This is a genomic window from Rhizobium sp. BK112 (assembly GCF_014193215.1).
GTDB classification, from domain to species: domain Bacteria; phylum Pseudomonadota; class Alphaproteobacteria; order Rhizobiales; family Rhizobiaceae; genus Rhizobium; species Rhizobium anhuiense.
Genome location: NZ_JACHYZ010000002.1, coordinates 251,166 through 273,663, shown reverse-complemented (window position 1 = coordinate 273,663; position 22,498 = coordinate 251,166). Strand labels below are relative to the sequence as shown.

20 protein-coding genes are annotated in these 22,498 nt (G+C 63.2%); 7 read left to right on the top strand and 13 right to left on the bottom strand.

Annotated elements, in window-relative coordinates; genetic code table 11:
* Window positions 1-4 precede the first annotated feature (4 nt).
* The 6 genes from lpxK to FHT75_RS06500 form a co-directional block, all read right to left on the bottom strand.
* Window positions 5-1,081, bottom strand: coding sequence for a tetraacyldisaccharide 4'-kinase (gene lpxK, locus FHT75_RS06525; protein ID WP_063476419.1), 1,077 nt, complete (start codon window positions 1,079-1,081; stop codon window positions 5-7).
* A 181-nt stretch (window positions 1,082-1,262) separates the two neighbouring features.
* Entirely contained in the window at window positions 1,263-1,985 is a 723-nt protein-coding gene (locus tag FHT75_RS06520) for an HAD family hydrolase (protein WP_063476418.1), read from the bottom strand.
* Window positions 1,986-1,994: 9 nt separating this feature from the next.
* The gene (gene waaA / locus FHT75_RS06515) at window positions 1,995-3,314 is read right to left on the bottom strand and encodes a lipid IV(A) 3-deoxy-D-manno-octulosonic acid transferase (protein ID WP_047613814.1); all 1,320 of its coding nucleotides are present in this window, start codon (window positions 3,312-3,314) and stop codon (window positions 1,995-1,997) included.
* Between the two features lie 236 nt (window positions 3,315-3,550).
* Window positions 3,551-3,799: a DUF4170 domain-containing protein gene (locus FHT75_RS06510; protein ID WP_047613812.1), complete on the bottom strand. Its 249-nt coding sequence runs from the start codon at window positions 3,797-3,799 to the stop codon at window positions 3,551-3,553.
* Window positions 3,800-3,861: 62 nt separating this feature from the next.
* A complete protein-coding gene (locus FHT75_RS06505; RefSeq protein WP_063476417.1) occupies window positions 3,862-4,671 on the bottom strand; it encodes a 3'(2'),5'-bisphosphate nucleotidase CysQ in 810 nt (269 codons plus the stop codon).
* A gap of 76 nt (window positions 4,672-4,747) precedes the next feature.
* Window positions 4,748-6,094, bottom strand: coding sequence for a TldD/PmbA family protein (locus FHT75_RS06500; RefSeq protein WP_063476416.1), 1,347 nt, complete (start codon window positions 6,092-6,094; stop codon window positions 4,748-4,750).
* A 119-nt stretch (window positions 6,095-6,213) separates the two neighbouring features.
* Here FHT75_RS06500 and FHT75_RS06495 point away from each other — a divergent pair, with 119 nt between their 5' ends.
* The 3 genes from FHT75_RS06495 to FHT75_RS06485 all read left to right on the top strand — a co-directional run bounded on the left by FHT75_RS06495 (window position 6,214) and on the right by FHT75_RS06485 (window position 9,004).
* A complete protein-coding gene (locus tag FHT75_RS06495) occupies window positions 6,214-8,028 on the top strand; it encodes a monovalent cation:proton antiporter-2 (CPA2) family protein (RefSeq protein ID WP_063476415.1) in 1,815 nt (604 codons plus the stop codon).
* A gap of 121 nt (window positions 8,029-8,149) precedes the next feature.
* Window positions 8,150-8,521, top strand: a complete 372-nt coding sequence (locus FHT75_RS06490) for a VOC family protein (RefSeq protein WP_063476414.1) — start codon at window positions 8,150-8,152, stop codon at window positions 8,519-8,521.
* 3 nt (window positions 8,522-8,524) lie between these two features.
* Window positions 8,525-9,004 (top strand): EVE domain-containing protein, encoded by a 480-nt coding sequence (locus FHT75_RS06485; protein ID WP_047613804.1) that lies wholly within the window; start codon window positions 8,525-8,527, stop codon window positions 9,002-9,004.
* Here FHT75_RS06485 and FHT75_RS06480 read toward each other — a convergent pair.
* The 3 genes from FHT75_RS06480 to FHT75_RS06470 are packed head-to-tail and all read right to left on the bottom strand — an operon-like array spanning window position 8,993 to window position 12,453.
* A complete protein-coding gene (locus tag FHT75_RS06480) occupies window positions 8,993-9,874 on the bottom strand; it encodes a patatin-like phospholipase family protein (protein ID WP_047613802.1) in 882 nt (293 codons plus the stop codon). The genes FHT75_RS06485 and FHT75_RS06480 overlap by 12 nt on opposite strands.
* A gap of 13 nt (window positions 9,875-9,887) precedes the next feature.
* Complete coding sequence (rsmD, locus tag FHT75_RS06475; protein ID WP_047613800.1) at window positions 9,888-10,448, bottom strand: 16S rRNA (guanine(966)-N(2))-methyltransferase RsmD; 561 nt, start codon at window positions 10,446-10,448, stop codon at window positions 9,888-9,890.
* Window positions 10,429-12,453: a pseudouridine synthase gene (locus FHT75_RS06470; RefSeq protein WP_063476413.1), complete on the bottom strand. Its 2,025-nt coding sequence runs from the start codon at window positions 12,451-12,453 to the stop codon at window positions 10,429-10,431. The genes rsmD and FHT75_RS06470 overlap by 20 nt, the downstream gene beginning before the upstream one ends.
* Window positions 12,454-12,543: 90 nt before the next feature.
* Here FHT75_RS06470 and FHT75_RS06465 point away from each other — a divergent pair, with 90 nt between their 5' ends.
* On the top strand, window positions 12,544-12,981 hold the full coding sequence (locus tag FHT75_RS06465) for a nucleoside deaminase (RefSeq protein WP_063476412.1): 438 nt from the start codon (window positions 12,544-12,546) through the stop codon (window positions 12,979-12,981).
* Between the two features lie 49 nt (window positions 12,982-13,030).
* Here FHT75_RS06465 and FHT75_RS06460 read toward each other — a convergent pair whose 3' ends face one another.
* From FHT75_RS06460 to FHT75_RS06445, 4 genes are all read right to left on the bottom strand, one after another.
* On the bottom strand, window positions 13,031-13,660 hold the full coding sequence (locus tag FHT75_RS06460; protein ID WP_063476411.1) for a hypothetical protein: 630 nt from the start codon (window positions 13,658-13,660) through the stop codon (window positions 13,031-13,033).
* Window positions 13,661-13,789: 129 nt separating this feature from the next.
* The gene (gene ileS / locus FHT75_RS06455; protein WP_063476410.1) at window positions 13,790-16,681 is read right to left on the bottom strand and encodes an isoleucine--tRNA ligase; all 2,892 of its coding nucleotides are present in this window, start codon (window positions 16,679-16,681) and stop codon (window positions 13,790-13,792) included.
* A 286-nt stretch (window positions 16,682-16,967) separates the two neighbouring features.
* Window positions 16,968-17,951, bottom strand: a complete 984-nt coding sequence (locus FHT75_RS06450) for a bifunctional riboflavin kinase/FAD synthetase (RefSeq protein ID WP_047614414.1) — start codon at window positions 17,949-17,951, stop codon at window positions 16,968-16,970.
* Between the two features lie 14 nt (window positions 17,952-17,965).
* Window positions 17,966-18,814, bottom strand: a complete 849-nt coding sequence (locus FHT75_RS06445; RefSeq protein ID WP_063476409.1) for a TIGR01459 family HAD-type hydrolase — start codon at window positions 18,812-18,814, stop codon at window positions 17,966-17,968.
* 396 nt (window positions 18,815-19,210) lie between these two features.
* On the opposite strand from FHT75_RS06445, the gene groES reads away from it, so the two are divergent.
* From groES to FHT75_RS06430, 3 genes are all read left to right on the top strand, one after another.
* Entirely contained in the window at window positions 19,211-19,507 is a 297-nt protein-coding gene (groES, locus tag FHT75_RS06440) for a co-chaperone GroES (RefSeq protein ID WP_004675403.1), read from the top strand.
* 72 nt (window positions 19,508-19,579) lie between these two features.
* Window positions 19,580-21,217 (top strand): chaperonin GroEL, encoded by a 1,638-nt coding sequence (groL, locus tag FHT75_RS06435; protein WP_008529514.1) that lies wholly within the window; start codon window positions 19,580-19,582, stop codon window positions 21,215-21,217.
* 781 nt (window positions 21,218-21,998) lie between these two features.
* Complete coding sequence (locus FHT75_RS06430; protein WP_047614413.1) at window positions 21,999-22,445, top strand: hypothetical protein; 447 nt, start codon at window positions 21,999-22,001, stop codon at window positions 22,443-22,445.
* The last annotated feature ends 53 nt before the right edge of the window (window positions 22,446-22,498 follow it).

Here is a 22,498-nt window from a genome sequence, read left to right as displayed (position 1 = left end):
CACTTTAAAACTGCGGCTCAGCTTTTCCTGGATTGCCCTGGCTGGCAGGCTTCATTTCCCGCAGGCGCCGCTCGCGACAGGCAATGATCGCCCGGTCGATGATGAGACTGGGCGCGAGGTGATCGTCGAACACCATGTCGACCTCTATCACCCGGCTCTTTTCGGCGAGCCGGGCTGCCTTGCCAGGATGGCCGGAGAGGCGGACGAAATCCTTGGAGGTGGTGACGATCAGAAGGCCCTGGTGCTCGGCGGTCGTCAGGATGTCGTCGATCTCTTCCTCGGTCAGGTGCTCGTGGTCGCCGAAGGATTTGGCGACCGTGATTTCGGCGCCGCGTGATTCCACTGTGCGGAAGAATTTCGAAGGATCGGCGATGCCGGCGAAGGCGAGCACCTTCGTGCCGGCGAGCGTATTGTCGCCCCGCACTTTCAGCGATGCGGTGAAATAGGGCTTTGCCGCCCGCGCCGCCATGCGGACGATCCTGTCGGCCGCATTGCCTCCGCCGACCTTCAGCAGCGCCGTCGCATGACGCAGCTGCTGGCGGATCGGCGCTCGCACAGGGCCGCCCGGCACGATATGGCCGTTGCCGAGGCCGCGGGTCGCATCGATGACGAGCAGGGCATAATCGATCGCCAGCCGGGCACTCTGGAACCCGTCATCCATGATGATGAGATCGGCGCCCTCCGCCACCAGGCGCGCAGCACCCTCGACACGCCTTCGGGAAATCACCGTCAGCGCCTCCTGGGCAAGCAGCAACGGCTCGTCGCCGACGGCAACCGCCCGGTGATGATCGGGATCGACGACGGCGGTCACATCGAGCGAACCGCCGTAACCCCTGCTGAGAAAACCGGGCTTCAGCCCCTTCGCCTTGGCGGCACGGGCGATCGTCAGCGCCGTCGGCGTCTTGCCGGCGCCGCCGACGGTGAAATTGCCGACGCAGATGACCGGAACTGGAACAGAGGCGCGGCGCGCATGGGCCATGCGGTGGCCGGCGATGCGGCCATAGACAAAAGAAAGCGGCAGCAGCAGCCAGGCTCGCCAATCGGCTTTCCTCCACCAGAACGGCGGCGCTTCGGATATCATCTTGCCGTCCCGCTCCCCTGCCGGCCTTGTTCTCACGCCATTCCTGGGAAGTCGCTACGCGCTCTTCCCGGCAAAACCGCTGTGCACTTTTGCTGGAATTGCTCCAGCCGCAGCCGGTCCCCTGCTTTTCGATCGGCTGGATTGAGAAGCCAAAACCTGAAAAAATGCAAGCCCTTACCGGTCAGGCCGGCTGCAGGTCCGGCAAAAGCGTCTCGATGGCGGTGATATCGTCGAGCACGTGATGGGCGGCGGCCGCAAGCGAATCCCGCGAACCGGTGCCGGTCAGCACCGCGATCCTCAGCCCCGTCCCGGCATTCAGGCCCATGTGCAGATCGTGATTGTTGTCGCCGACCATGGCGACCTCTTCAGGCGAAAGACCGGTCGCGGCGCAGAAGCCGAGCACCATGCCCGGTTCCGGCTTGACGCCGAAACCGCTGTCATAGCCGGCGATGTAGTCGATATAGCCGGCAAAACCGAAGCGCTCCGCCGTCTGGCGGATTGACCGCTCATTGTCGCTGGAGGCGACGCCGAGCTTGAAGCCGCGCCGATGCAGCCGGGAAAAGAAGCCGGCAAGGTCGGTTACCGGCACGGAAAATTCGGCGGCGCTGGAAAAGAGCGCGTCGAGGCGCACCGTCAGTTCGCCGACATCGACCATCGAGCCGGCGGCCACGAGGCCCTCGGCGATCTGGCGGGTATTGCCGGCGGCAAGCAGGCTGTCGGGAACGATATGACCGGTCACCGGATCCATGCCGCAGGCGGCAAGCAGCCGGTCGGCGAGAAGCGGATCCCCTTCCGCGGCGATGCGAGCCAGCTCGCGGTTTACCGGCAGCCAGCTCTCGTCATAGTCGAGCAGCGTGCCGTCCTTATCGAAAAGAATGCCTTTGATGGGGGCGGCTGCCGACATCTTCGTTCCTCAGAGCTGGGCCACGGCCTTGGGCAGCAGCCGCGCCTTCACCGTCAACGGGTTGATGTAGGGCTCCAGCCCCTTCACTGTCGCCGTCAGCGCACCGCGCATCTCGTGCACGGCGGTGATGCCGGCCTCGATCATATTGCGGCGGGCTTCGTCGTTGATCAGCAGGTAGTGCACGCCCTTGGCCAGCATTTCGGTATCGCGCACCATGCGGGCGCTGCCGCTGCGGGCAAGCTTCTGATAGGCATCGCGGAAGTTCTGCACATGGCCGCCGGAAAGAATGGCGCAGCCGAGCATGGCAGGCTCCAGCGGATTCTGGCCGCCTTCGGCAAAGAGCGAGCGGCCGACGAAAGCGATTTCCGTCAGTCGCAAATAGAGGCCCATTTCGCCGATCGTATCGCCGAGGAAGATATCGACATCGGCGGACAAGACATCGTCGCGGGTGCGGCGGGCGACCTTCAGCCCCTGCTTGACCAGAGCCGCCTCGATCTCGTCGCTGCGCTCGGGATGACGCGGCACGATGATCGTCAATTGATGATCACGCTCCTTGAGCGCCCGATGAACGATGGCGGCGGCATTCTCCTCGCCGTCGAAGGTCGAGATCGCCGCCCAGGTCTTGCGGTCGCCAATCTGCTTCTTATAGCGGGCCAGGACGGCGCTGTCATAAGGCGGTGCGTCGGTATCGACCTTCAGATTGCCCGAGGTGATGACCGGGACAGCGCCGAGATCGCGAAAACGTTCGGCATCGACATCCGACTGGGCAATGACGAGGGCAAGATTCTCGAACAAGGCTTCGGCGATCGCCGGGCGGCGGCGCCAGCGGGCAAAGGAGCGATCCGACATGCGGGCATTGATCAGGATCTGCGGAATGCGGCGGCGGCCAAGCTCCAGCACTGTTGCCGGCCAGATCTCGGATTCGGCGATGATGGCGCAGTCGGGCTGCCAATAATCGAGGAAGCGGCTGACGGAGGGTTTCAGGTCGAGCGGCACATATTGATGGATCGCCTCCTGGCCGAGGCGCTCGGCGGCGAGCTTGGCGGAGGTGATGGTGCCGGTCGTCAGGATGACATGGATATCGCGGCGGCGGATTTCACGGATCAGCGGGATGACGGCATTGGTTTCCCCGACGCTTGCGGCATGGAACCAGACGAGCGGACCCTGCGGCCGGTTGGCGCTCGGATAACCGAAGCGCTCCAGGCGGCGCGCCCGGTCTTCCTTACCCTTGGCGGTGCGGTAGGTGATATAGAGGCCGACGACCGGAGAGGCCACGGTTCCCGCCAGACGGTATGCGCTCAGACCGAACCGCGCCATCCGGGAGCTCATTGCGCCAGCCTCCGATCAAAACCGATCGACATCACACCCATTCCCTAATTATCGTTGCGGCCGCAATGGCCGATCAATTTGTTCAGAATGCGTCAAACAATCCGGATCGACCAATCCGGATCGACGGCGCCCGATGCACGAAAGCCCGCTCGACGAGCGGTCGCGCCGGCGGCACATCCCGAGGTGCCCGGCCGAAGCTCCTGGCCGAGGTCCCTGACTCAGCTTCGTGGCCGAGGTCAGTTGCCCTTGGCCTTTTCCTGCGGATCGAGCAAACGATGCATGTGGACGATGAAGTAGCGCATATGCGCATTGTCGACCGTCTGCTGCGCCTTCGACTTCCAGGCCGTCAGCGCCGTGGCATAATCCGGGAAAATGCCGACGATATCGAGACCCTTCAGATCACGGAACTGGACGTCATCGAGGCTTTCCAGTTCGCCGCCAAAAACGAGATGCAAAAGCTGCTTCTTGTCACCGGATTCAGTCATTTTTTCTTCTCTTTCTGCCTATTCTCCTCCGCCATCCCATCTGCGGGATTTTGACGGAAACGTCAACTGTCTCGTCGTCCTGCAAAGGCCGCGAGGAATTCGCCGAGGCGGGGCGTCGGACCCGCACAGAGGACCTTGTGGGTGACTTCGACGCTGTTGTAGACGACCGCCCGGCCTTCGAGATCGACGAGACCGCCGCCGGCGCAGGCGAGGATCAGATCGGCGGCGGCAAGGTCCCAATCATGTGAATTGGCCTTGACGAAGGTGCCTTCGAGACGACCGTCCGCCACCATGGCAATGCGATAGGCCAGCGAAGGGATGTATTTCTCGCGCGTCACCCGCTCCTGGAATTCCGACGGCAAGGTCTTCAGCAAGTCTTCGCCGATCGCAAGACGGCTCATTTCCTCCGGGTCGGCGACAGAGACGGTGAAGGGCACGCCGTTCTTCAGCGCCACGCCGCCCTCGACCGCCTCATAGAGCTCTTCGAGCGCCGGGGCATAGAGCACGCCGGCGACCGGCCGGCCGCGATGAACCACCGCGACGCTGACGCACCAGACCTTCTGGCCGCCGAGGAAGGCGCGCGTGCCGTCGATCGGATCGATGATGAACAAGGTCTCGCGTGAGAGACGGTCGGCATCGTCGTCGGTTTCCTCAGACAGCCAGCCATAATCCGGCCGGGCCTTGCGCAGAATAGTCTCGAGCGTCTTGTTGGCGGCGAAATCGGCGGCGCTGACGGGCGAGCGGTCGTCATTCTTCCACCAGACTTCCGGAGACTGGTTGAAGAAGCCGAAAGCGACGGCACCCGCCTCCTTCGCAGCATCGACGATCAGCGTGAGATCGCTCTGCCAGCGGGCTTTCTCCATGTCGCTCATCAGATCAATCCGTTTCTGAACTATCATGAGAGCATGATGTCGTCCGAAAACCGCGCACACTTTTCGGCATCATGCTCTAGCGCCCTGCAAGCGTCATGCCTTCGATGGCAAAGGTGGGGGCCGCGACGCCGAACTTGCGATCGATGTCGTTTGCCGGCGTCAGGCGCATGAACATGTCCTTGAGGTTCGAGGCGATCGTCACCTCGGAAACCGGGAAAGTCAGTTCGCCGTTCTCGATCCAGAAGCCGGTGGCGCCGCGGCTGTATTCGCCGGTGATCATGTTGACACCGTGGCCGATCAATTCGGTGACATAAAAACCGTTGCCGACGCTGCGGATCAGCTCCTCCGGCGAGATGTCGCCGGGTTCCAAGGCAAGGTTGCTGGAGGAAGGCGAGACTGATGTGCCGCCGCGCACGCCGCGGCCGTTGGTCGTAAGACCCAATTCACGCGCCGTCGAGGTCGAAAGGAACCAGTGTTTCAACACGCCGTCCTCGATCATGACAAGCCGCTCGCCGGACACGCCCTCGCCGTCGAAAGGCCGCGAGGAGGGCCCACGCACGATCAAGGGATCGTCGGTGATCGACAGGCCTGACTTCAACACCTGCTGACCCATCCTGTCGCGCAGGAAGCTCGATTTGCGGGCGACGGCAGCACCATTGATCGCACCGGCGATATGGCCGACGAAGCCGCGGGCGACACGCGGGTCGAAGATGACGGTGACGTCCTTGCCGGTCGGCACCTGACGCGGATTGATCCGCTTGATCACCCGCTCCCCGGCCCGACGGCCGATTTCGGCGGGATCGTCGAGCTCGGCGTAATAAAGGCGGCTGTCGTAATCATAGTCGCGCTCCATGCCAGTGCCTTCGCCGGCGATGACGCTGACGGAATGGCCGAAACGCGAGGCCATGTAACTGCCCTCGAAACCGTGCGAAGTGGCAAGAACGAGGCCGCCCATGCCGGCCGACGCACCGGCGCCGGAGGAATTGGTGACGCCCTTGACCGCAAGGGCTGCGGCTTCGGCGGCAAGAGCCGCCTCGCGCAGCAGTTCGGAGGAGACCTCGGTGGTGTCGAGCAATTGCAGGTCGGGATAGGCTTTCGACAGGCTCGCCTCATCCGCCAGGCAGGCGAAGGGATCTTCCGGCGAAACCTTGGCCATGGCGACGGCGCGCTCGGCCAGCGCCTGGAGATCGAAGCCCGGATTGGCCGAAACGCTGGCGACGCGCTTGCCGATGAAGACGCGCAGGGAAAAGTCGTCGCTTTCGGAAGATTCCGTGCCCTCGACCTTGCCGAGGCGGACGCTCACCGATTGCGAGCGCGACCGGACGACGACGGCGTCGGCGGCATCGGCCCCTGCCTTCCTTGCCAGATCGATCAGTTGACTTGCGCGGGAAAGAAGTGTCGAGGAATCAATTTCAGAGGACATGATTTGGCCTTTCCTTCGGCTTCCATTTATTGTGCACTCTCCCAAGCATCAAGGCCGCCGCCACCGATTCTTTATCGGGGCTGCTTGCTCGCTTCCCGCCGTTGAAAGAAATTGCCAGCATGTCAGCGCCCAATGCCCTTTTTTCCGAAACGATCCTGCTGCTCGGCGGAGCCGTGGTCGCCGCGCCGATCTTCAAGAAGCTGGGGCTCGGCACGGTGCTCGGCTATCTCGCCGCCGGCATCGTCATCGGCCCTGTCTTCCACGGGATCACCGATGGCGAACAGATCCTCGCCGTCGCCGAGCTCGGCGTCGTCTTCCTGCTTTTCATCATCGGACTGGAGCTGAAACCCTCGCGCCTCTGGCAGATGCGGCGTGACATTTTCGGCCTCGGCACGGCGCAGGTGGTGGCAAGCGGGCTGGCGCTGACCGCGCTGGCGTGGCTTTCAGGCGTTCTCGACTGGCGCGGCAGCATCGTTGCCGGATTTGGCCTGGCGCTGTCTTCGACGGCCTTTGCCATGCAGATCCTCGAAGGTGACGGCGACGTCAATACGCGATACGGGCAGCGCTCCTTCTCCATGCTTCTGTTCCAGGATCTGGCGATCGTGCCGCTCTTGGCGCTGATCACCATTCTCGACGGCGGTGGCAAAGGCAGCAACGCGCCGCTCCTGGATTTCACCGTGGCCGTCGGCGCGGTCGCGGCGATGATCGTTGCGGGGCGCTACCTGCTGACGCCGCTCTTTCAGATCATCGCCCGGACCGGCGCGCGCGAGGCAATGATCGCCGCTGCGCTCTTCGTCGTCATGGGATCGGCGAGCCTGATGCAGCTTGCCGGACTTTCGATGGCGATGGGCGCCTTCCTGTCCGGCGTGATGCTGGCCGAATCCTCCTACCGGCACGAGTTGGAGGCGGATATCGAGCCGTTCCGCGGCGTGCTGCTCGCCATCTTCTTCATCGCCGTCGGCCTGTCGCTGCAGCTCGACGTTCTCTTCGACAACGGGCTCTTCGTCATCGTCGCCGTGCCGATCGTCATGGCCGTCAAGGCGATCATCATCTACGGGCTCTGCCGGGTCTCGGGCTCGCCACACGACGATGCGATCCGCATCGCCTTCCTGCTGCCGCAGGGCGGCGAATTCGGTTTCGTGCTGTTCACCGCCGCGGGTACGACCGGACTGATGTCGACGAGCACGGCATCGCTGCTGGTCGCGATCGTGACGCTGTCGATGGCGCTGACGCCGATCGGGGCGGCGCTTTCGAAACGGCTGCTCAACGGCGACGAACGGGAGGAGCTGGACGAGGATTTCGAGGGCGCGGGCGCCGACGTGCTGATGGTCGGATTCTCGCGTTTCGGCCAGATCGCCGCCCAGATCCTGCTTGCCGGCGGACGCAGCGTCACCGTCATCGAATTTTCGGCCGACCGCATCCGCCAGGCCTCCTCCTTCGGCTTCCGCATCTATTTCGGCGACGGCACCCGCAAGGACGTGCTGCGCTCGGCCGGCATCGACCGGGCAAAGATCGTGCTCGTCTGCACCCAGAAGAAGGAAGTCACCGACAAGGTGGTCGAGCTGGTGCAGGCGGATTATCCGCACACAAGGCTCTATGTGCGCTCCTACGACCGCATCCATTCCATCGAACTGCGCAACAAGGGCGTCGATTACGAGCTGCGTGAAACGCTGGAATCCGGCCTGCTCTTCGGGCGGCGGACGCTGGAGGCGCTCGGCGTTTCCGAGGTCGACGCCTACGAAATCGGCGAGGATATCCGCAAGCGCGACGAGGCCCGCCTGGCGCTGCAGGTTTCCGAAGGGCTGCAGGCCGGGCGCGACATGCTGTTTTCCCACCCGGTCCGTCCCGAACCGCTGGTCAAGCCGAAGCGCGCCGTCGATCCCTTCGAGGATGATCTGCTGGCGGGCACCGCGGATGCGACGGCGGACGCATAAATCCACTCCGGGACGTGCGAAACTTGACCGGATTGAACGGTGGCAGAGGCGAATGCTACTGCCAGAATCTGTCAGCATGTCTCTGTAGACGATCCTCCTGACCCAAACAGGAGGCTCACCAATGATCGACAGCAACAGCATTCTACTTTTCGTAGCCGACGTGCCAAAAAGCGCCGGCTTTTATGGCCGACTGCTCGGGCAGAATCCAGTTGAGTTCAGCCCGACCTTCGCCATGTTCATCCTGCCTTCGGGTCTGGCCCTGGGACTTTGGGGCAAAGCGGGCGTGGAGCCGGCGCCGGCTGCCACGGGCGGCGGCTGCGACGTCGGCTTCAAAGTCGCGACAGCTGATAAGGTCGATACGCTTCACGCCGAATGGCAAGTCAAGGGCGCGACCATCCTCTTGCCGCCGACCAACCTGGATTTCGGCCGCACCTTTGTTGCAGCCGACCCCGACGGGCATCGCCTGCGCGTCTACAACGTTGCGGAGGACTGAAACATGTCCCGCAGCTGGATCGCTGTCGCATCAGCAAATCATGTCCGCATCGGCCGCGAAGCCGGGTTCATGCAGGTCTGTCATGGCAAGGCCGCACCGCTTAAGCGAAGCGCGCCTGGCGACCGGGTGATCTATTATTCGCCGACCGAAACATTTGGCTGCAAGGATCGCCTGCAGGCGTTCACGGCAATTGGCGTGGTCGAGGAGACGGCGGCATATCAGGTGGACGTTGACCCCGGTTTCCGCCCCTGGAGGCGCGATGTCGCCTGGTGGCGGGCCGTGGAAACGCCGATCCGGCCGTTGCTCGGCCGGCTGTCTTTCACAAGCGACCGGGGAGGCTGGGGCTATCGATTGCGCTTTGGTCTCTTCGAAATCGACAATGACGATGCCGAACTCATAGCCGAAGCGATGCTCACTGAACCGCGCATGGATGTCGCCCGGAAACAAGCAACGGTTCCCGTGCAGTGCACTTTAGCGCTTTAGCCGCGCTTCGATCTCGCGGTCGAGGGCGAACTTGAGGTCGTCCTTGACGCCGACGGACATGGCGAGGACTTCGCGGGCCTTGAGGAAATCCATGACGCCGGTGCGGCCGACCGTCGGGCGCAGGAAGATATGCGGCGCGCGGAGCTTCAGTTTCAGCGTGATCGCCGTCTGCATCATCAGCTGGCCGGAGCCGAAGATGCTTTCCATGCGGTTCGGAATATGGGTGCCATCGCCTTCCGGCGCGCCGACGACATCGATGCCGATGACGATGTCGGCAAGATCCATCAGGCATTCATAGGGCACGGGATTGCTGATGCCGCCGTCGATCATCACGCGGTCGCGCAGGCGCACCGGCATGAAGACGGCGGGAATGGCGGAAGAGGCGGCGAGCGCCGGGAACAGCTCGCCCTGCTCGATGATCACCTCGCACTGCCCGTAATAATCGGTGGTGATCACCTTCATCGGCACCAGCAGGTTCTCGAAACGGGCCGGCAGCTCGGATGGCAGAAAGGCCTTGAGGATCCGCTCCAGATTGAACTGGCCGATGCGGACGCCCTTGGCCACCGCATCGCGCACCGTCGCCGGCCTCAGGCCCCAGATGCGGGCGATGACGGCCGTCTTGTTGCCGACGGTCGCCAGCGCATGTTCGCGGATTTCAGCGCCGGACATGCCGGCCGCCATGCCGGCGCCCATGATCGCGCCCATCGAGGAACCCGATATCGCCACCGGGCGGATACCGAGTTCATCCAGCGTCTCGATGATGTGGATATGGGAAAGCCCCCGCGCGCCGCCGCCGCCGAAGGCAACCGCGACCGTCGGCAAATCGCTGATCGCAGGCAGTTTCGGACTGATGATCTCTGCCTGCTGCACGCCCCGCCCCCGCCTATTGCGGCTGATATCGGAAGAAATGCACCCTCGTATCGCCAAAGATGCGGTTTTCGAGGAAAACATAGGAAGGGTGGACGGAAACGACAATATCGGCGCGTTCTTCGAGCACCGCAATCGCGCCCGGCCGCAGCCAGCCGCCCTCGGCCGCCGCCGCCATCGCCTTTTCGCCGAGCCCCTTGCCATAGGGCGGGTCGGCAAAGAGCATGTCGAAGGGCTCGAGATTGCCGACGCTGCCGAGATCGGTCGCATCCCGGCGCAGGATGCGGGTGCGGCCGTGCAGGCCGAGCGCATCGATGTTCTCCCAGAGCAACGCCCTGCCCTCGACGCTGTTTTCGACGAAGAGCGCGTGGCGACAGCCGCGCGAAACGGCTTCGAGGCCGACAGCGCCGGTTCCGGCAAAAAGGTCGAGGATCCGGGTGCCGTCAACACATTCCGGATAGGCATGGCTCAATATATTGAACAGGCTCTCGCGCGTCCGGTCGGCAGTCGGCCGGATATCGTTGGATTTTGGCACGGCGAGAGGCCGTCCGCGAAACTCACCGCCGACGATCCGCACCGCGCGTCATTCCCTTTCCTTTCGCACCACCTTTGGACGGCCCGCCTGCAGGCCTGTCGCCGCCCGGCCTGTCACTGCTCGACTTGGCGCCTTTCGGCTTGCCGGAAAAATTCTTGGCCCCGCCGGGCTTGCCGGCAAAACCCTTGCCGCGCGGCTTATCACCCGAAGGCCTGGCACTCGACGGCTTGTCGCCGAACGATCTTTCACCGCGCGGACGCTCCGAGCGGCCCTCGCCGGTAAAGCTTCTGGCTGCCCGCGGACGTTCGTCACCATCCGCACGCGGCTTGCGATCCCCACGTGGCTTGTCGCCGAAGGGACGATCGCCACGCGAGGGACGGTCACCGAAGGGCCGCTCGCCGCGCGGACGCTCAGAACGGGCCTCACCGGTGGAGGCTCTGGCAGCCCGAGGACGCTCGTCGCCGTCGGCACGCGGCCTGCGATCACCGCGCGGTTTGTCGCCGAAGGGGCGATCCCCACGCGAGGGACGGTCACCGAAAGGCCGGTCGCCGCGCGGACGCTCCGAGCGGCCTTCGCCGGCGGAGCTTCTGGTGCGCGGACGTTCGTCACCCGCTTCGCGCGGGCGGCGCTCGCCGCGCGCCGGGCGGTCGCCAAAACCGCGATCTTCACGGGCGGGGCGGTCCCCGAAGGAACGCTTGCGGCCGGAACCTTCAGCCTCATCCTTGCGGCGGGGCTGCTCGCTCGAACGGATCCATTCGCCATCCTCTTCGCGCACGCGGTTCACCTGCGTGCGCGGGCGATCCTCGATACGGTCGAACGCGTTCTTTGCCGGCGCCTGCTCGCCGCGCTTGCGCGCCGTTTGTGCATTCTTGGCGGCTTTCGCGGCGGCCTTTTCGCCGAGCGGCCGGGCGCCCGGCGCCATCCAGACATTGGCGCTGCGGCGCTGGCCGAGCGGCTGGGGACGCTTCGGCTTGTCGTCGTCCCTGCGGCCGCTGTCGCGGCGATCGTCATCCCTGCGCCCCCCGCCGTGGCGGTCGTCGCGCTTGGTGTCGAGGCGGCTCAGCGCCCGTTCGCGCTTGTCCTCGTCGCGGCGCGGTCGCTCGCGCTTTTCCGGCACTACAGGCTCTGCCTCTTCCTCGGCAGCGACAGCCGGCGCATTGTAGATCGGCGCGTCGAAATTCGCCTTGGCTTCCTCGATGAGCCGCGGGCCGAGCTGGTCGCGCAGCGTGCGGCCGCGCACTTCGACGACATGGCCTTCCGGCAAGTCGCCGAGCTGGAACGGGCCATAGGAAATACGGATCAGGCGGTTGACGTCGAGGCCGAGCGCGCCGAGCACGTTCTTGATTTCGCGGTTCTTGCCTTCGCGAAGGCCCATGGTGATCCAGACGTTCGAGCCCTGGGTGCGGTCGAGCGTCGCCTCGATCGAGCCATAGAGCACACCGTCGACGGCGATGCCGTCCTTCAGCTTGTCGAGCGCGTCCTGATCGATCTCGCCATGGGCGCGGACGCGGTAGCGCCGCAACCAGCCGGTCGCCGGCAGTTCCAGCGCGCGGGCAAGACCGCCGTCATTGGTCAGCAAGAGCAGGCCTTCGGTATTGATGTCGAGACGGCCGATCGACATGACGCGCGGCAATTCTTCCGGCAGGTTGTCGAAGACGGTCGGCCGGCCTTCCGGATCGGCATTGGTGGTCACGAGGCCAGCCGGCTTATGATAGAGCCAGAGCCTGGTGCGCTCGATGCCGCGGATCGGCACGCCGTCGACCTCGATGCGGTCGGCGAGCGTGACGTTGACGACGGGGGTTTCGAGAACCCTGCCGTTCAGCGTTACCCGGCCTTCCATGATCATGCGTTCGATGTCGCGGCGGGAGGCGACGCCGGCGCGCGCCATCACCTTGGAAATGCGTTCGGCCTTGGCCTCGCCATCGGCCTCGGCGGCGATCGCCGCCTTTGCCGGCTTGCCACCGCCCGGCTTGGCGCCGGTCTTCGGCTCGGTGTCCCGTGAAAACGGCTTTGCGCCCGGGCGTTTTGGCTTGTCTTTGGGTGTCATTTGTTGTTTGCCTGCCTTTTGGGCCTGTCTATCAGGTCACGCATCTGCGGTTAAGTGGAAATTCGTGCGATCGTGAAGACAAATCGTTTCATGGAGATGGCGCTTGAAGAAGCGCGCGCCGCCGGAGAACGCGGCGAGGTACCGATCGGCGCCGTCGTCGTTGTCGACGACATTGCCGTGTCACGCTCGGGAAACCGCACGCGCGAGCTCAATGACGTGACCGCGCATGCCGAAATCGCCGCAATCCGGCTCGCCTGCGAAGCGCTTGGGCAGGAACGTCTTGTCGGCGCCGATCTCTATGTGACGCTCGAGCCTTGCACCATGTGCGCGGCAGCCATCTCGTTTGCGCGTATCCGCAGGCTCTATTACGGCGCCGAGGATCCGAAGGGCGGCGCCGTCGACAATGGCGTGCGATTCTATGTGCAGCCGACCTGCCACCACGCCCCGGAGGTCTATTCCGGCTTCAACGAGGTGCAATCGGCCGAGATCTTGCGGAGATTCTTTTCGCAACGGAGAGAGGCGCCGTAATCAGCGGCGTCTGTGCGCGGCGCCGTCATTCCTGTCGGCGCCGAAAAAGCTATTGCAGGAGGTTCCACCACTGCTTGCCGGTGTTGGCGACCGCTGCATCCTTCTTGCGCTTCTTCTGCTTCTTGAGCTCTGGCTCGCCGAGATCATCGAGCTTTGCCGGATCGTCGACAGTGCGGTAACCGGGCGGCGGATCGGATATATAGCGGCGCTGATCGACATAGGAGCCCTTCTGCAGGGCGCGGGCTTCACGATAGGCCTTGGTCTGGGCTTCCGTCGTGCGCCGGCCGCCTTCGATCGCCGAGCTGGCGAGAGGCGAGCGGTAATTCGGATTGTCCGAGTTCGCGTCGGCCTCGGAAACGAGGCGGGCGCGGGTCTCCTCCGGCGATTCAAGCCATTGCGGATTGTCCTTGTTGGCGACCGTCGGCTGCGGCGCAACCAGGCTTTCCTTCTGCGCCTCGGCCGGCAGCACCAGCGTCGGACGCGGCGTGTACTTGACGCCCTTGTTCTTCGGGTCCGGTCCGGTCAACGACACGGACTGGCCGAGATCGTCGGTCAGCTGTTCCATGGCGGTCTTGTCGGTGCCGTAGGTCGGGCTGCTGGCGCAACCGGACACCATCGAGCATCCCGCCATGACGACAGACAGGCAGGCGCCCATACGGAACCAATGCGATGTTAACATGAAAACCCTTCCACCCCGGTGCAATCGTCGCCCAACCGGACAACCGTCCCCCTGACGCAAAAATCCGGCCATTTTCAGGCAGCTTTTACCGGATGAACCGCGAAAGCGCAATTCACCCGGTAATATTCTTCACGCGAGCGCGGCGAGTTCGCGAAGGGCGGCGGCGTCGCGGGCCGAGACATCGGGATATTCAGGATCGGAACCGACATCCCGGGTGATGCGCCAGGAGCGGGCGCATTTTTCACCCTCGGCCAGCTTCGGCACGACGCTGACCTCAGGCACCTCGGCAAGGCGGAAGGCATCCGCCGGGCCTTCGCCGGTCTTGATCTCGATCGCCGAGGTGATGCATACTTCGGTGAAGTCCTGGCCTTCGAGCGCCTTCAGCAGGTCCGGATCGGCGATGTGGACGACGGGAGCCGCTTCCAGCGAGGAGCCGATGCGCTTGTCCTTGCGCTCGATTTCCAGCGCGCCGGTCACAACCGAACGCACCGCGCGGATCTTCTTCCACTTCTCGGCCAGGGCATCGTTGCGCCATTCCTTGGCGACCGGGGCAAACTGCTCCAGATGCACTGAAACGGCGGACGGGTTGCGCGACAGCCAGGCCTCCTCGGTGGTGAAGGGCAGCATCGGAGCGAGCCAGGTCACCATGCAATCGAAGATCTGCCGGATGACATGCAGGCTGGCGCGCCGGCGCAGGCTCGACGGCGCGTCGCAATAAAGCGCATCCTTGCGGACATCGAAATAGAAGGCCGAAAGCTCGACATTGGCGAAATCGATCAGCGCCCGGGCGATCTTCTTGAAGTCGAAGCTGTCATAGTTCTCGCGCACCAGCTCGTCGAGTTCGGCAAGCCGATGCAGCATCAGCTGCTCCAGCTCCGGCAGATCGGCGAGCGCGATCTCCTCACCCTTGTCGTGGGCGAGCGTGCCGAGCATCCAGCGGATGGTGTTGCGCAGCTTGCGGTAGGCGTCGACATTGGTCTGGATGATCGTCTTGCCGACGCGCAGGTCGTCGGCATAATCCGAGGTCATCACCCAGAGGCGCAGGATATCGGCGCCGGCATCCTTCATCACTTCCTGGGGTGCGGTGACGTTGCCCTTCGACTTCGACATCTTCTCGCCCTTCTCGTCCATGGTGAAACCATGCGTGAGGACGGCGTTGTAAGGCGCGCGGCCGCGGGTGGCGGCCGATTCCAAGAGCGACGAATGAAACCAGCCGCGATGCTGGTCGGAACCTTCGAGATAAAGGTCGGCCGGCCACTTCAGGTCCGGGCGGTCCTCGAGCGTGAAGGTGTGCGTCGAGCCGGAATCGAACCAGACGTCGAGGATATCCATGACCTGCTTCCAGCGGGAATGGTCGTGGTCATTGCCGAGGAAGCGTTCCTTGGCGCCTTCGGCAAACCAGGCGTCGGCGCCTTCATGTTCGAAGGCTTCGAGGATGCGGGCGTTGACGGCTTCGTCGACCAGGACTTCGCCATGCTCGTCGGCAAAGACGGCGATCGGCACGCCCCAGGCGCGCTGACGCGACAGCACCCAGTCCGGGCGGCCTTCGATCATGGCGCGCAGGCGGTTCTGGCCGGCGGCGGGCACGAAACGGGTGTCGTCGATCGCGCTCAGCGCGCGCGACCGCAGCGTCGTGCCGTCGGCAAGGGTCTTGTCCATATAGACGAACCATTGCGGTGTGTTGCGGAAGATCACCGGCTTCTTCGAACGCCAGGAATGCGGATACTGGTGCTTCAGCCGGCCGCGGGCAAAGAGCGCGCCGCGGGCGATCAGCTCCTTGATGACGCGGTCATTGGCATCGCCCTTCTTGCCGTTGTCGTCGATGACGCGGGCGCCTTCGAAGCCGGGGGCATCCGATGTGTAGAAACCGCCATCGTCGACCGGGAACGGGATCTTGGTCTCGATGCCGCGCGCCTCGAGCGTGCGGACAGCCGACATCCACGCATCGAAGTCCTCGCGGCCGTGGCTGGGTGCGGTGTGCACGAAGCCGGTGCCGGCATCGTCGGTGACGTGGTCGCCATCGAGTAGCGGCACATGGAATTCATAGCCGCCGTCGAGACCCTTGAAGGGATGGGCGCAGGTCATCGCTGCGAAGTCGGCCGCAGAGACATCGCTCAAGCGCTTGTACTGCAGCTTGGCCTTGGCGAAGGATTCCTCGGCCAGCTTATCGGCAAAGATCAGCCTTTCGCCGGGACGCGGACCAAAGTCGTTCTCGGCCGCCGTCACTTCGTAAAGGCCATAAGAGACGCGCGCGGAAAAGGAGACCGCGCGGTTGCCGGGGATCGTCCAGGGCGTGGTCGTCCAGATGACCACGAACGCGTCCTTGAGCGCGGCCGGGCCTTCGACGACCGGGAATTTCACCCAGATCGTGTCGCTCTCATAATCCTGGTATTCGACCTCGGCCTCGGCCAGCGCCGTGCGCTCGACGACCGACCACATGATCGGCTTGGAGCCGCGATAGAGCTGGCCGCTCGCGGCGATCTTCAGAAGCTCGCCGGCGATGCGCGATTCCGCGTGGAAGTTCATCGTCGTATAGGGATTGTCGAAGTCGCCCTCGATGCCGAGACGCTTGAACTCTTCCGCCTGGACCTTGATCCAGCCGGTGGCGAACTCACGGCATTCCCGGCGGAATTCGTTGACCGGGACCTCGTCCTTGTTCTTGCCCTTCTCGCGGTACTTCTCCTCGATCTTCCATTCGATCGGCAGGCCGTGGCAATCCCAGCCGGGCACGTAATTGGCGTCGTAGCCGCGCATCTGGAATGAGCGGTTGATGACGTCCTTGAGGATCTTGTTCAGCGCGTGGCCGATATGGATGTTGCCATTGGCATAGGGCGGGCCGTCGTGAAGGACGAACTTCTCGCGGCCGGCGGCAGAAGCGCGCAGCTTCTTGTAGAGACCCATCTCCTGCCAGCGCTTGACGAGTTCGGGCTCCTTCTGCGGCAGGCCGGCGCGCATGGGGAAATCGGTCTCGGGCAAATAGAGGGTCTTCGAATAGTCGATCTTTTCGGCTGTGTCGGTCATGTCTGACAATCGTTTTCTGGCAGCCCAGGAAGGGCGCAACGGGCGTGAAATAGCTGGTGACGGCAGCGCTCGTATCCAAGCGCCAAAAACCCGGACCTTCCGGCCGCTTAGCGCGCGCGGAAGGCCGGGCCGATAATTCGCATCGTCATCGCCAGCCAAAATTTCATCATCGCGCCGGTTCATAGGCGTTTTTGCCGGGAAAAGGAAGAGAAGAATTCGCGGCCTGCAGTCGGCATCAGCGGCTGGAATCGCCGGTGCCCCAGCGACAGCCGCGCTCAAGGCGACCTCAGGAAAAGCACAGTTTCCCATCAAGCGCACTGAGCGGCTTGACGCCCGCAAGCAGCGCCCTCGCCTCTTCTTCATCGCGCTTGATCTGGGCGACGAGCGGATCGAGGCCGTCGAATTTCAGTTCGGGTCTGAGATAGCCGAAGAAGGAGACGGAGCAGAGCTGGCCGTAGAGATCACCGCTGAAATCGAAAAGATAGGTTTCGAGCAGCGGTGCGCCATTTTCCGTCACCGTCGGGCGGCGGCCGTAACTGGCGACGGCATCGTGGAGCGTGCCGTCTTCGAGGCGGAAACGGACGGCATAGATGCCGGCGGCAAGATCGACCTCGGGTGGCAGGCGCATATTGGCTGTGGGGAAACCGAGCTGCCGGCCGAGCTTTTCGCCGTCGATTACCTCGGCTTCGACCGTATAACGGTAACCGAGCATGCCGGCGACTTCGCTGACATTGCCCTCCTTCAGCAGCGCGCGGATATGGCTCGACGAGACAACATCGGCGTTTTCATCGCGAAAAGCATCGATCAGGGTGACGCCGAAGCCGTAGGTATGGCCGGCATTCATCAGGAAGGCGGGGCCGCCCTCGCGGCCGCGGCCGAAATGGAAATCGAAGCCGGTGACGACTTCCGAGGCGCCGAGCCAATCCTTCAGGATCGAATGGATGAAATCATCGGCCGAGCGCTGCGAGAATTCGTAGTCGAAGGGATATTCGATGACGGCGCTGAACCCCAGCGTTTCCAGGATGCGGGCCTTCAGCGGCGCCGGCGTCAGGCGGAAGACCGGCGTCTGCGGCCGGAAGACCGTGCGCGGATGCGGCTCGAAGGTCAACACCAAAGCGGGGATACCGCGGGCCTTGGAGATTTCGAGCGCGCGATTGAGCACCGACTGATGGCCGCGATGCACACCGTCGAAATTGCCGATGGCAATGACGCCGCCCTTCAGATGGGCGGGCAAGGGTTCGCGGGTTTCATTGCGGTGGAAGACGGTCATCGGCTGGCTTCTCTTCATGCAAGGCGGGGCATCCACCACTTCGGCGCGGCGTTTTCCCGTTCGAGATAGGCGTGGAGGAGCGCCTCGTCGGTCTCGCCGTTCAAGGTGTATTCCTTGGCGTGGATACCGCCGCTGATGTAGAGAAGGTCGAGGCCGTAATTCAAGGCGCCGCGCACATCGGTCGGCATGCCGTCGCCGATTGCCAGCACGCGCTCGACCGGGAAATCGCCGCGAAGCTCGCGGGCAGCGGCCAGCGTCGCCTCGTAGATCGGCTGGTGCGGCTTGCCGGCGATGCGGGTGCTGCCGCCAAGCTGCTCGTAATAGGCGGCCATGGCGCCGGCGCAGGGGATCATGCGATGGCCGCGCTCGACGATGAGGTCGGGATTGGCGCAGATCATCGGCACGTCGCGGGCTTTGAACTCGAGAAGCATGTCGGTGTAATCCTCCGGCTTCTCCGTCTCGTCGTCAAAAAAGCCGGTGCAGACCAGCGATTGCGCTTCGCCCGCCGGCCGGCGCTCGACGCCAATGCCTTCGAGTAGCGCTTTGTCGCGCTCGGGGCCGAGCAGAAAGACCGTCTTCGGCCCTTCGGAGATCAGCCGGCGCGTGACGTCGCCCGAGGTAACGATCCGGTCATAGGCGCTGTCGGGAACGCCGATCTGGCGCAACTGCTCGACCACCTGCCAGGAAAGGCGCGGCGAATTGGTGATGAGGACGACGGCGGCGCCGCTTGCGCGGGCCGCTTCAAGGGCGGCAGCCGCCTTCGGAAACGGATCGACGCCATTATGAACGACGCCCCAGACATCGCAGAGCACCACATCATAGTGACCTGTTATGTTAGAGAAGTTTTCTATCCGCTTGGCCATTCCGATTTCCCGATTTGCTTTAGTCACGGTGACATTGCAAAGGCGCAAGGCGATGGCAAGGCATTTTCTTCGCTGCCGGGCCAATGCGAAGATCGCGACCGGCAATCCGACGGCGCGGATGGGCAAAAGGTTTTGCCGACCCCATCCCGAAGCGGCAGATCGTCAAGGGCGGACGGACTTCGGCAAAGCCCGGTCGCGCCATGGTTTCGCCTGCAATCTCCGACTATTCTCCGGTCTCTTCACAATTCCGGCACAAAAATTCGTGATTGCTCTCATTGACTCCTTTCGGAGCCATCCCTAAATGCTCGTCGCTAGCACTCACCGCAAGGGAGTGCTAACACCTATCCATGTGGGCCGCTGCGGTCCGCGAATGTCATTCGATCGAGGGATTAGACAATGGCAAGCACCAATTTCCGTCCGCTTCACGACCGCGTCGTCGTTCGTCGCGTCGAGTCCGAAGAAAAGACCAAGGGCGGCATCATCATTCCCGATACCGCCAAGGAAAAGCCGCAGGAAGGCGAAATCGTCGCCGTCGGTTCCGGCGCTCGTGACGAGTCCGGCAAGGTCGTTGCACTCGACGTCAAGGCTGGCGACCGCGTTCTGTTCGGCAAGTGGTCCGGCACCGAAGTCAAGATCAACGGCGAAGACCTTCTGATCATGAAGGAAGCCGACATCATGGGCATCATCGGCTGATCGGCCGACCTGCTTTCCCGAAATGGCTGACGGGCCTTTTGCCCGAACAACTCGAATTCAGGAGTCACAAACATGGCAGCTAAAGAAATCAAGTTTGGCCGCACCGCGCGCGAAAAGATGCTGCGCGGCGTCGACATTCTCGCCGATGCAGTCAAGGTCACGCTCGGCCCGAAGGGTCGTAACGTCATCATCGACAAGTCCTTCGGCGCACCGCGCATCACCAAGGACGGCGTTTCCGTCGCCAAGGAAATCGAACTCGAAGACAAGTTCGAAAACATGGGCGCCCAGATGGTCCGCGAAGTTGCTTCGAAGACCAACGACATTGCCGGCGACGGCACCACGACCGCAACCGTTCTTGCCCAGGCGATCGTTCGCGAAGGCGCCAAGGCCGTTGCTGCCGGCATGAACCCGATGGACCTGAAGCGCGGCATCGATCTCGCCGTCGCCGAAGTCGTCAAGGATCTCCAGGCCAAGGCCAAGAAGATCAACACCTCGGAAGAAGTCGCCCAGGTCGGCACGATCTCCGCTAACGGCGAACGTCAGGTCGGTCTCGACATTGCCGAGGCCATGCAGAAGGTCGGCAACGAAGGCGTCATCACCGTTGAAGAAGCCAAGACCGCCGAAACCGAACTCGAAGTCGTCGAAGGCATGCAGTTCGACCGCGGCTACCTCAGCCCCTACTTCGTGACCAACCCGGAAAAGATGATCGCCGACCTCGAAGACGTCTTCATTCTCCTCCACGAGAAGAAGCTGTCGAACCTGCAGTCGATGCTGCCGGTTCTCGAAGCCGTCGTCCAGACCGGCAAGCCGCTCCTTATCATCGCTGAAGACGTCGAAGGCGAAGCTCTTGCAACGCTCGTCGTCAACAAGCTGCGCGGCGGCCTCAAGATCGCTGCCGTCAAGGCGCCTGGCTTCGGCGACCGCCGCAAGGCCATGCTCGAAGACATCGCCATCCTGACCGGCGGCACCGTCATCTCCGAAGACCTCGGCATCAAGCTCGAATCCGTCACGCTCGACATGCTTGGCCGTGCCAAGAAGGTGTCGATCTCCAAGGAAAACACCACGATCGTCGACGGCTCGGGCGCCAAGTCCGACATCGAAGGCCGCGTTGCCCAGATCAAGGCGCAGATCGAAGAAACCACCTCCGACTACGACCGCGAGAAGCTGCAGGAACGTCTTGCCAAGCTCGCCGGCGGCGTTGCCGTCATCCGCGTCGGCGGCTCGACGGAAGTCGAAGTGAAGGAAAAGAAGGACCGCATCGACGACGCTCTCAACGCGACGCGCGCTGCCGTTCAGGAAGGCATCGTACCGGGCGGCGGCGTTGCCCTGCTGCGTTCTTCCGTCAAGATCACCTCCAAGGGTATCAACGACGACCAGGAAGCCGGCATCAACATCGTTCGCCGCGCTCTGCAGGCTCCGGCTCGCCAGATCGCTGAAAACGCTGGCGACGAAGCTTCGATCGTCATCGGCAAGATCCTCGACAAGGATCAGGACAACTGGGGTTACAACGCCCAGACCGGCGAATATGGCGACATGATCGGCATGGGCATCATCGACCCGGTCAAGGTCGTTCGCACCGCCCTGCAGGATGCAGCTTCCGTTGCATCGCTGCTGATCACCACCGAAGCCATGATCGCCGAGCTGCCGAAGAAGGACGCTCCGGCTATGCCGGGCGGCATGGGCGGCATGGGCGGTATGGACATGATGTGATAGGCCAACGGCCTTTCACAGCATCGTTCATGAAACCGCCCATCATCTAAGATGGTTCAGCGCGTCAAGCGCGCTGAACTGGCGGTATGGACATGATGTGATAGGCGAAAGCCTGCACTGACACCATTCCGGCATCCGGAACAGGAAGGGCGGCCCTCGGGTCGCCCTTTTCTTTTGTCTCGATAGCACCGCCGATGTCTTTTCAGCCGCTTCCGATTTCAGGAATGATGCAGCGGCGATTCGACCACGCGGCACGCCCGATTCAGCTGATCAACCCATCTAACCAGCCGTCTATTGCCCGCCCCCGGGCCGAAGCTTGCGTGAAGCTTGCGTCGCTGCACCTTTGCAGTATGCCGACATCGGTGCGAGATCGCGGCGTTGCCGTGCCGTTTCCGGCCTCCGCATCAGGTGAAAACGCTTCCAATGCCCTCGAAGATGATCCTCCACCGCCGATTCTCCTGAAATGTCCCGGAAGCGCGGCCTCACGAGAAATGATCCCGATCCGAATACCCCTTAAAAAGCCGTTGCCGTTTGGCCAAAAGCTCCTATAAATCCGCGCTGCAATTAAAGTGCGCCCGGCGATAATTTTTCGCTAATAGACGAGGTCGGAGCGCGAAACGGCGATACGCGAATGTTCGGCTTCAACGGCTCCGCTTCCGGAGGCCGTGAACGCCGTGGCGATTGCCGGATGGGCGGACATCATGTCCGCAGCGACATGATCCTGTTTCTTTGTGTTTGCCGAACGTGCGGCGGAGAAGCCGCATGCGAACGGGAGAACGCCTTGTTTAAGATCGCCAAAGCCAATGCAGCCCTGCCCCTGATGCCCGGCTCGCTTGAGGACACCAATCGCAATCACGAGATGCTGGCGCAGTTTTCCATCTCCGAAAGCTGGATCGGAGATTTGTCGAGCGGCATGCTCCGCCTCGGCGAATGGAGCGGCATGCTGCACGGCCTCTCCGCACAGGAATGCGGGCTGTTAAGCCTGATCCGCTGCTACGATACCAAAGACCGCAGCCACATATTGGAGCTGTTCGAACAGGCGGCGACGCTCAATTCCTCCTTCTGTTTTTCGACGACGATCATCATGCCGAATGGCTTCCGCCAGCCGCTGTTCTGCATGGGCGAGTCGAACGGGCTCGAAGAGAAATACAGCGGCAGCATGTCCGGCGTCTTCATCTTCCCGCGCTTCAAGCTTGAAGGCGCAAGGCAGATCACAAGCCGCCGATAAAAACCGCCAGCGCAAAGAAAAGGCCGCTCTCAAGGGCGGCCTTCGGCATTTCC

What these genes read in the sequence shown, in the direction of transcription:
- lpxK (WP_063476419.1), bottom strand. Translation starts at nt 1,081, where the DNA reads ATGATATCCGAAGCGCCGCCGTTCTGGTGGAGGAAAGCCGATTGGCGA.
- FHT75_RS06520 (WP_063476418.1), bottom strand. Translation starts at nt 1,985, where the DNA reads ATGTCGGCAGCCGCCCCCATCAAAGGCATTCTTTTCGATAAGGACGGC.
- waaA (WP_047613814.1), bottom strand. Translation starts at nt 3,314, where the DNA reads ATGAGCTCCCGGATGGCGCGGTTCGGTCTGAGCGCATACCGTCTGGCG.
- FHT75_RS06510 (WP_047613812.1), bottom strand. Translation starts at nt 3,799, where the DNA reads ATGACTGAATCCGGTGACAAGAAGCAGCTTTTGCATCTCGTTTTTGGC.
- FHT75_RS06505 (WP_063476417.1), bottom strand. Translation starts at nt 4,671, where the DNA reads ATGAGCGACATGGAGAAAGCCCGCTGGCAGAGCGATCTCACGCTGATC.
- FHT75_RS06500 (WP_063476416.1), bottom strand. Translation starts at nt 6,094, where the DNA reads ATGTCCTCTGAAATTGATTCCTCGACACTTCTTTCCCGCGCAAGTCAA.
- FHT75_RS06495 (WP_063476415.1), top strand. Translation starts at nt 6,214, where the DNA reads ATGTCAGCGCCCAATGCCCTTTTTTCCGAAACGATCCTGCTGCTCGGC.
- FHT75_RS06490 (WP_063476414.1), top strand. Translation starts at nt 8,150, where the DNA reads ATGATCGACAGCAACAGCATTCTACTTTTCGTAGCCGACGTGCCAAAA.
- FHT75_RS06485 (WP_047613804.1), top strand. Translation starts at nt 8,525, where the DNA reads ATGTCCCGCAGCTGGATCGCTGTCGCATCAGCAAATCATGTCCGCATC.
- FHT75_RS06470 (WP_063476413.1), bottom strand. Translation starts at nt 12,453, where the DNA reads ATGACACCCAAAGACAAGCCAAAACGCCCGGGCGCAAAGCCGTTTTCA.
- FHT75_RS06465 (WP_063476412.1), top strand. Translation starts at nt 12,544, where the DNA reads ATGGAGATGGCGCTTGAAGAAGCGCGCGCCGCCGGAGAACGCGGCGAG.
- FHT75_RS06460 (WP_063476411.1), bottom strand. Translation starts at nt 13,660, where the DNA reads ATGTTAACATCGCATTGGTTCCGTATGGGCGCCTGCCTGTCTGTCGTC.
- ileS (WP_063476410.1), bottom strand. Translation starts at nt 16,681, where the DNA reads ATGACCGACACAGCCGAAAAGATCGACTATTCGAAGACCCTCTATTTG.
- FHT75_RS06450 (WP_047614414.1), bottom strand. Translation starts at nt 17,951, where the DNA reads ATGACCGTCTTCCACCGCAATGAAACCCGCGAACCCTTGCCCGCCCAT.
- FHT75_RS06445 (WP_063476409.1), bottom strand. Translation starts at nt 18,814, where the DNA reads ATGGCCAAGCGGATAGAAAACTTCTCTAACATAACAGGTCACTATGAT.
- groES (WP_004675403.1), top strand. Translation starts at nt 19,211, where the DNA reads ATGGCAAGCACCAATTTCCGTCCGCTTCACGACCGCGTCGTCGTTCGT.
- groL (WP_008529514.1), top strand. Translation starts at nt 19,580, where the DNA reads ATGGCAGCTAAAGAAATCAAGTTTGGCCGCACCGCGCGCGAAAAGATG.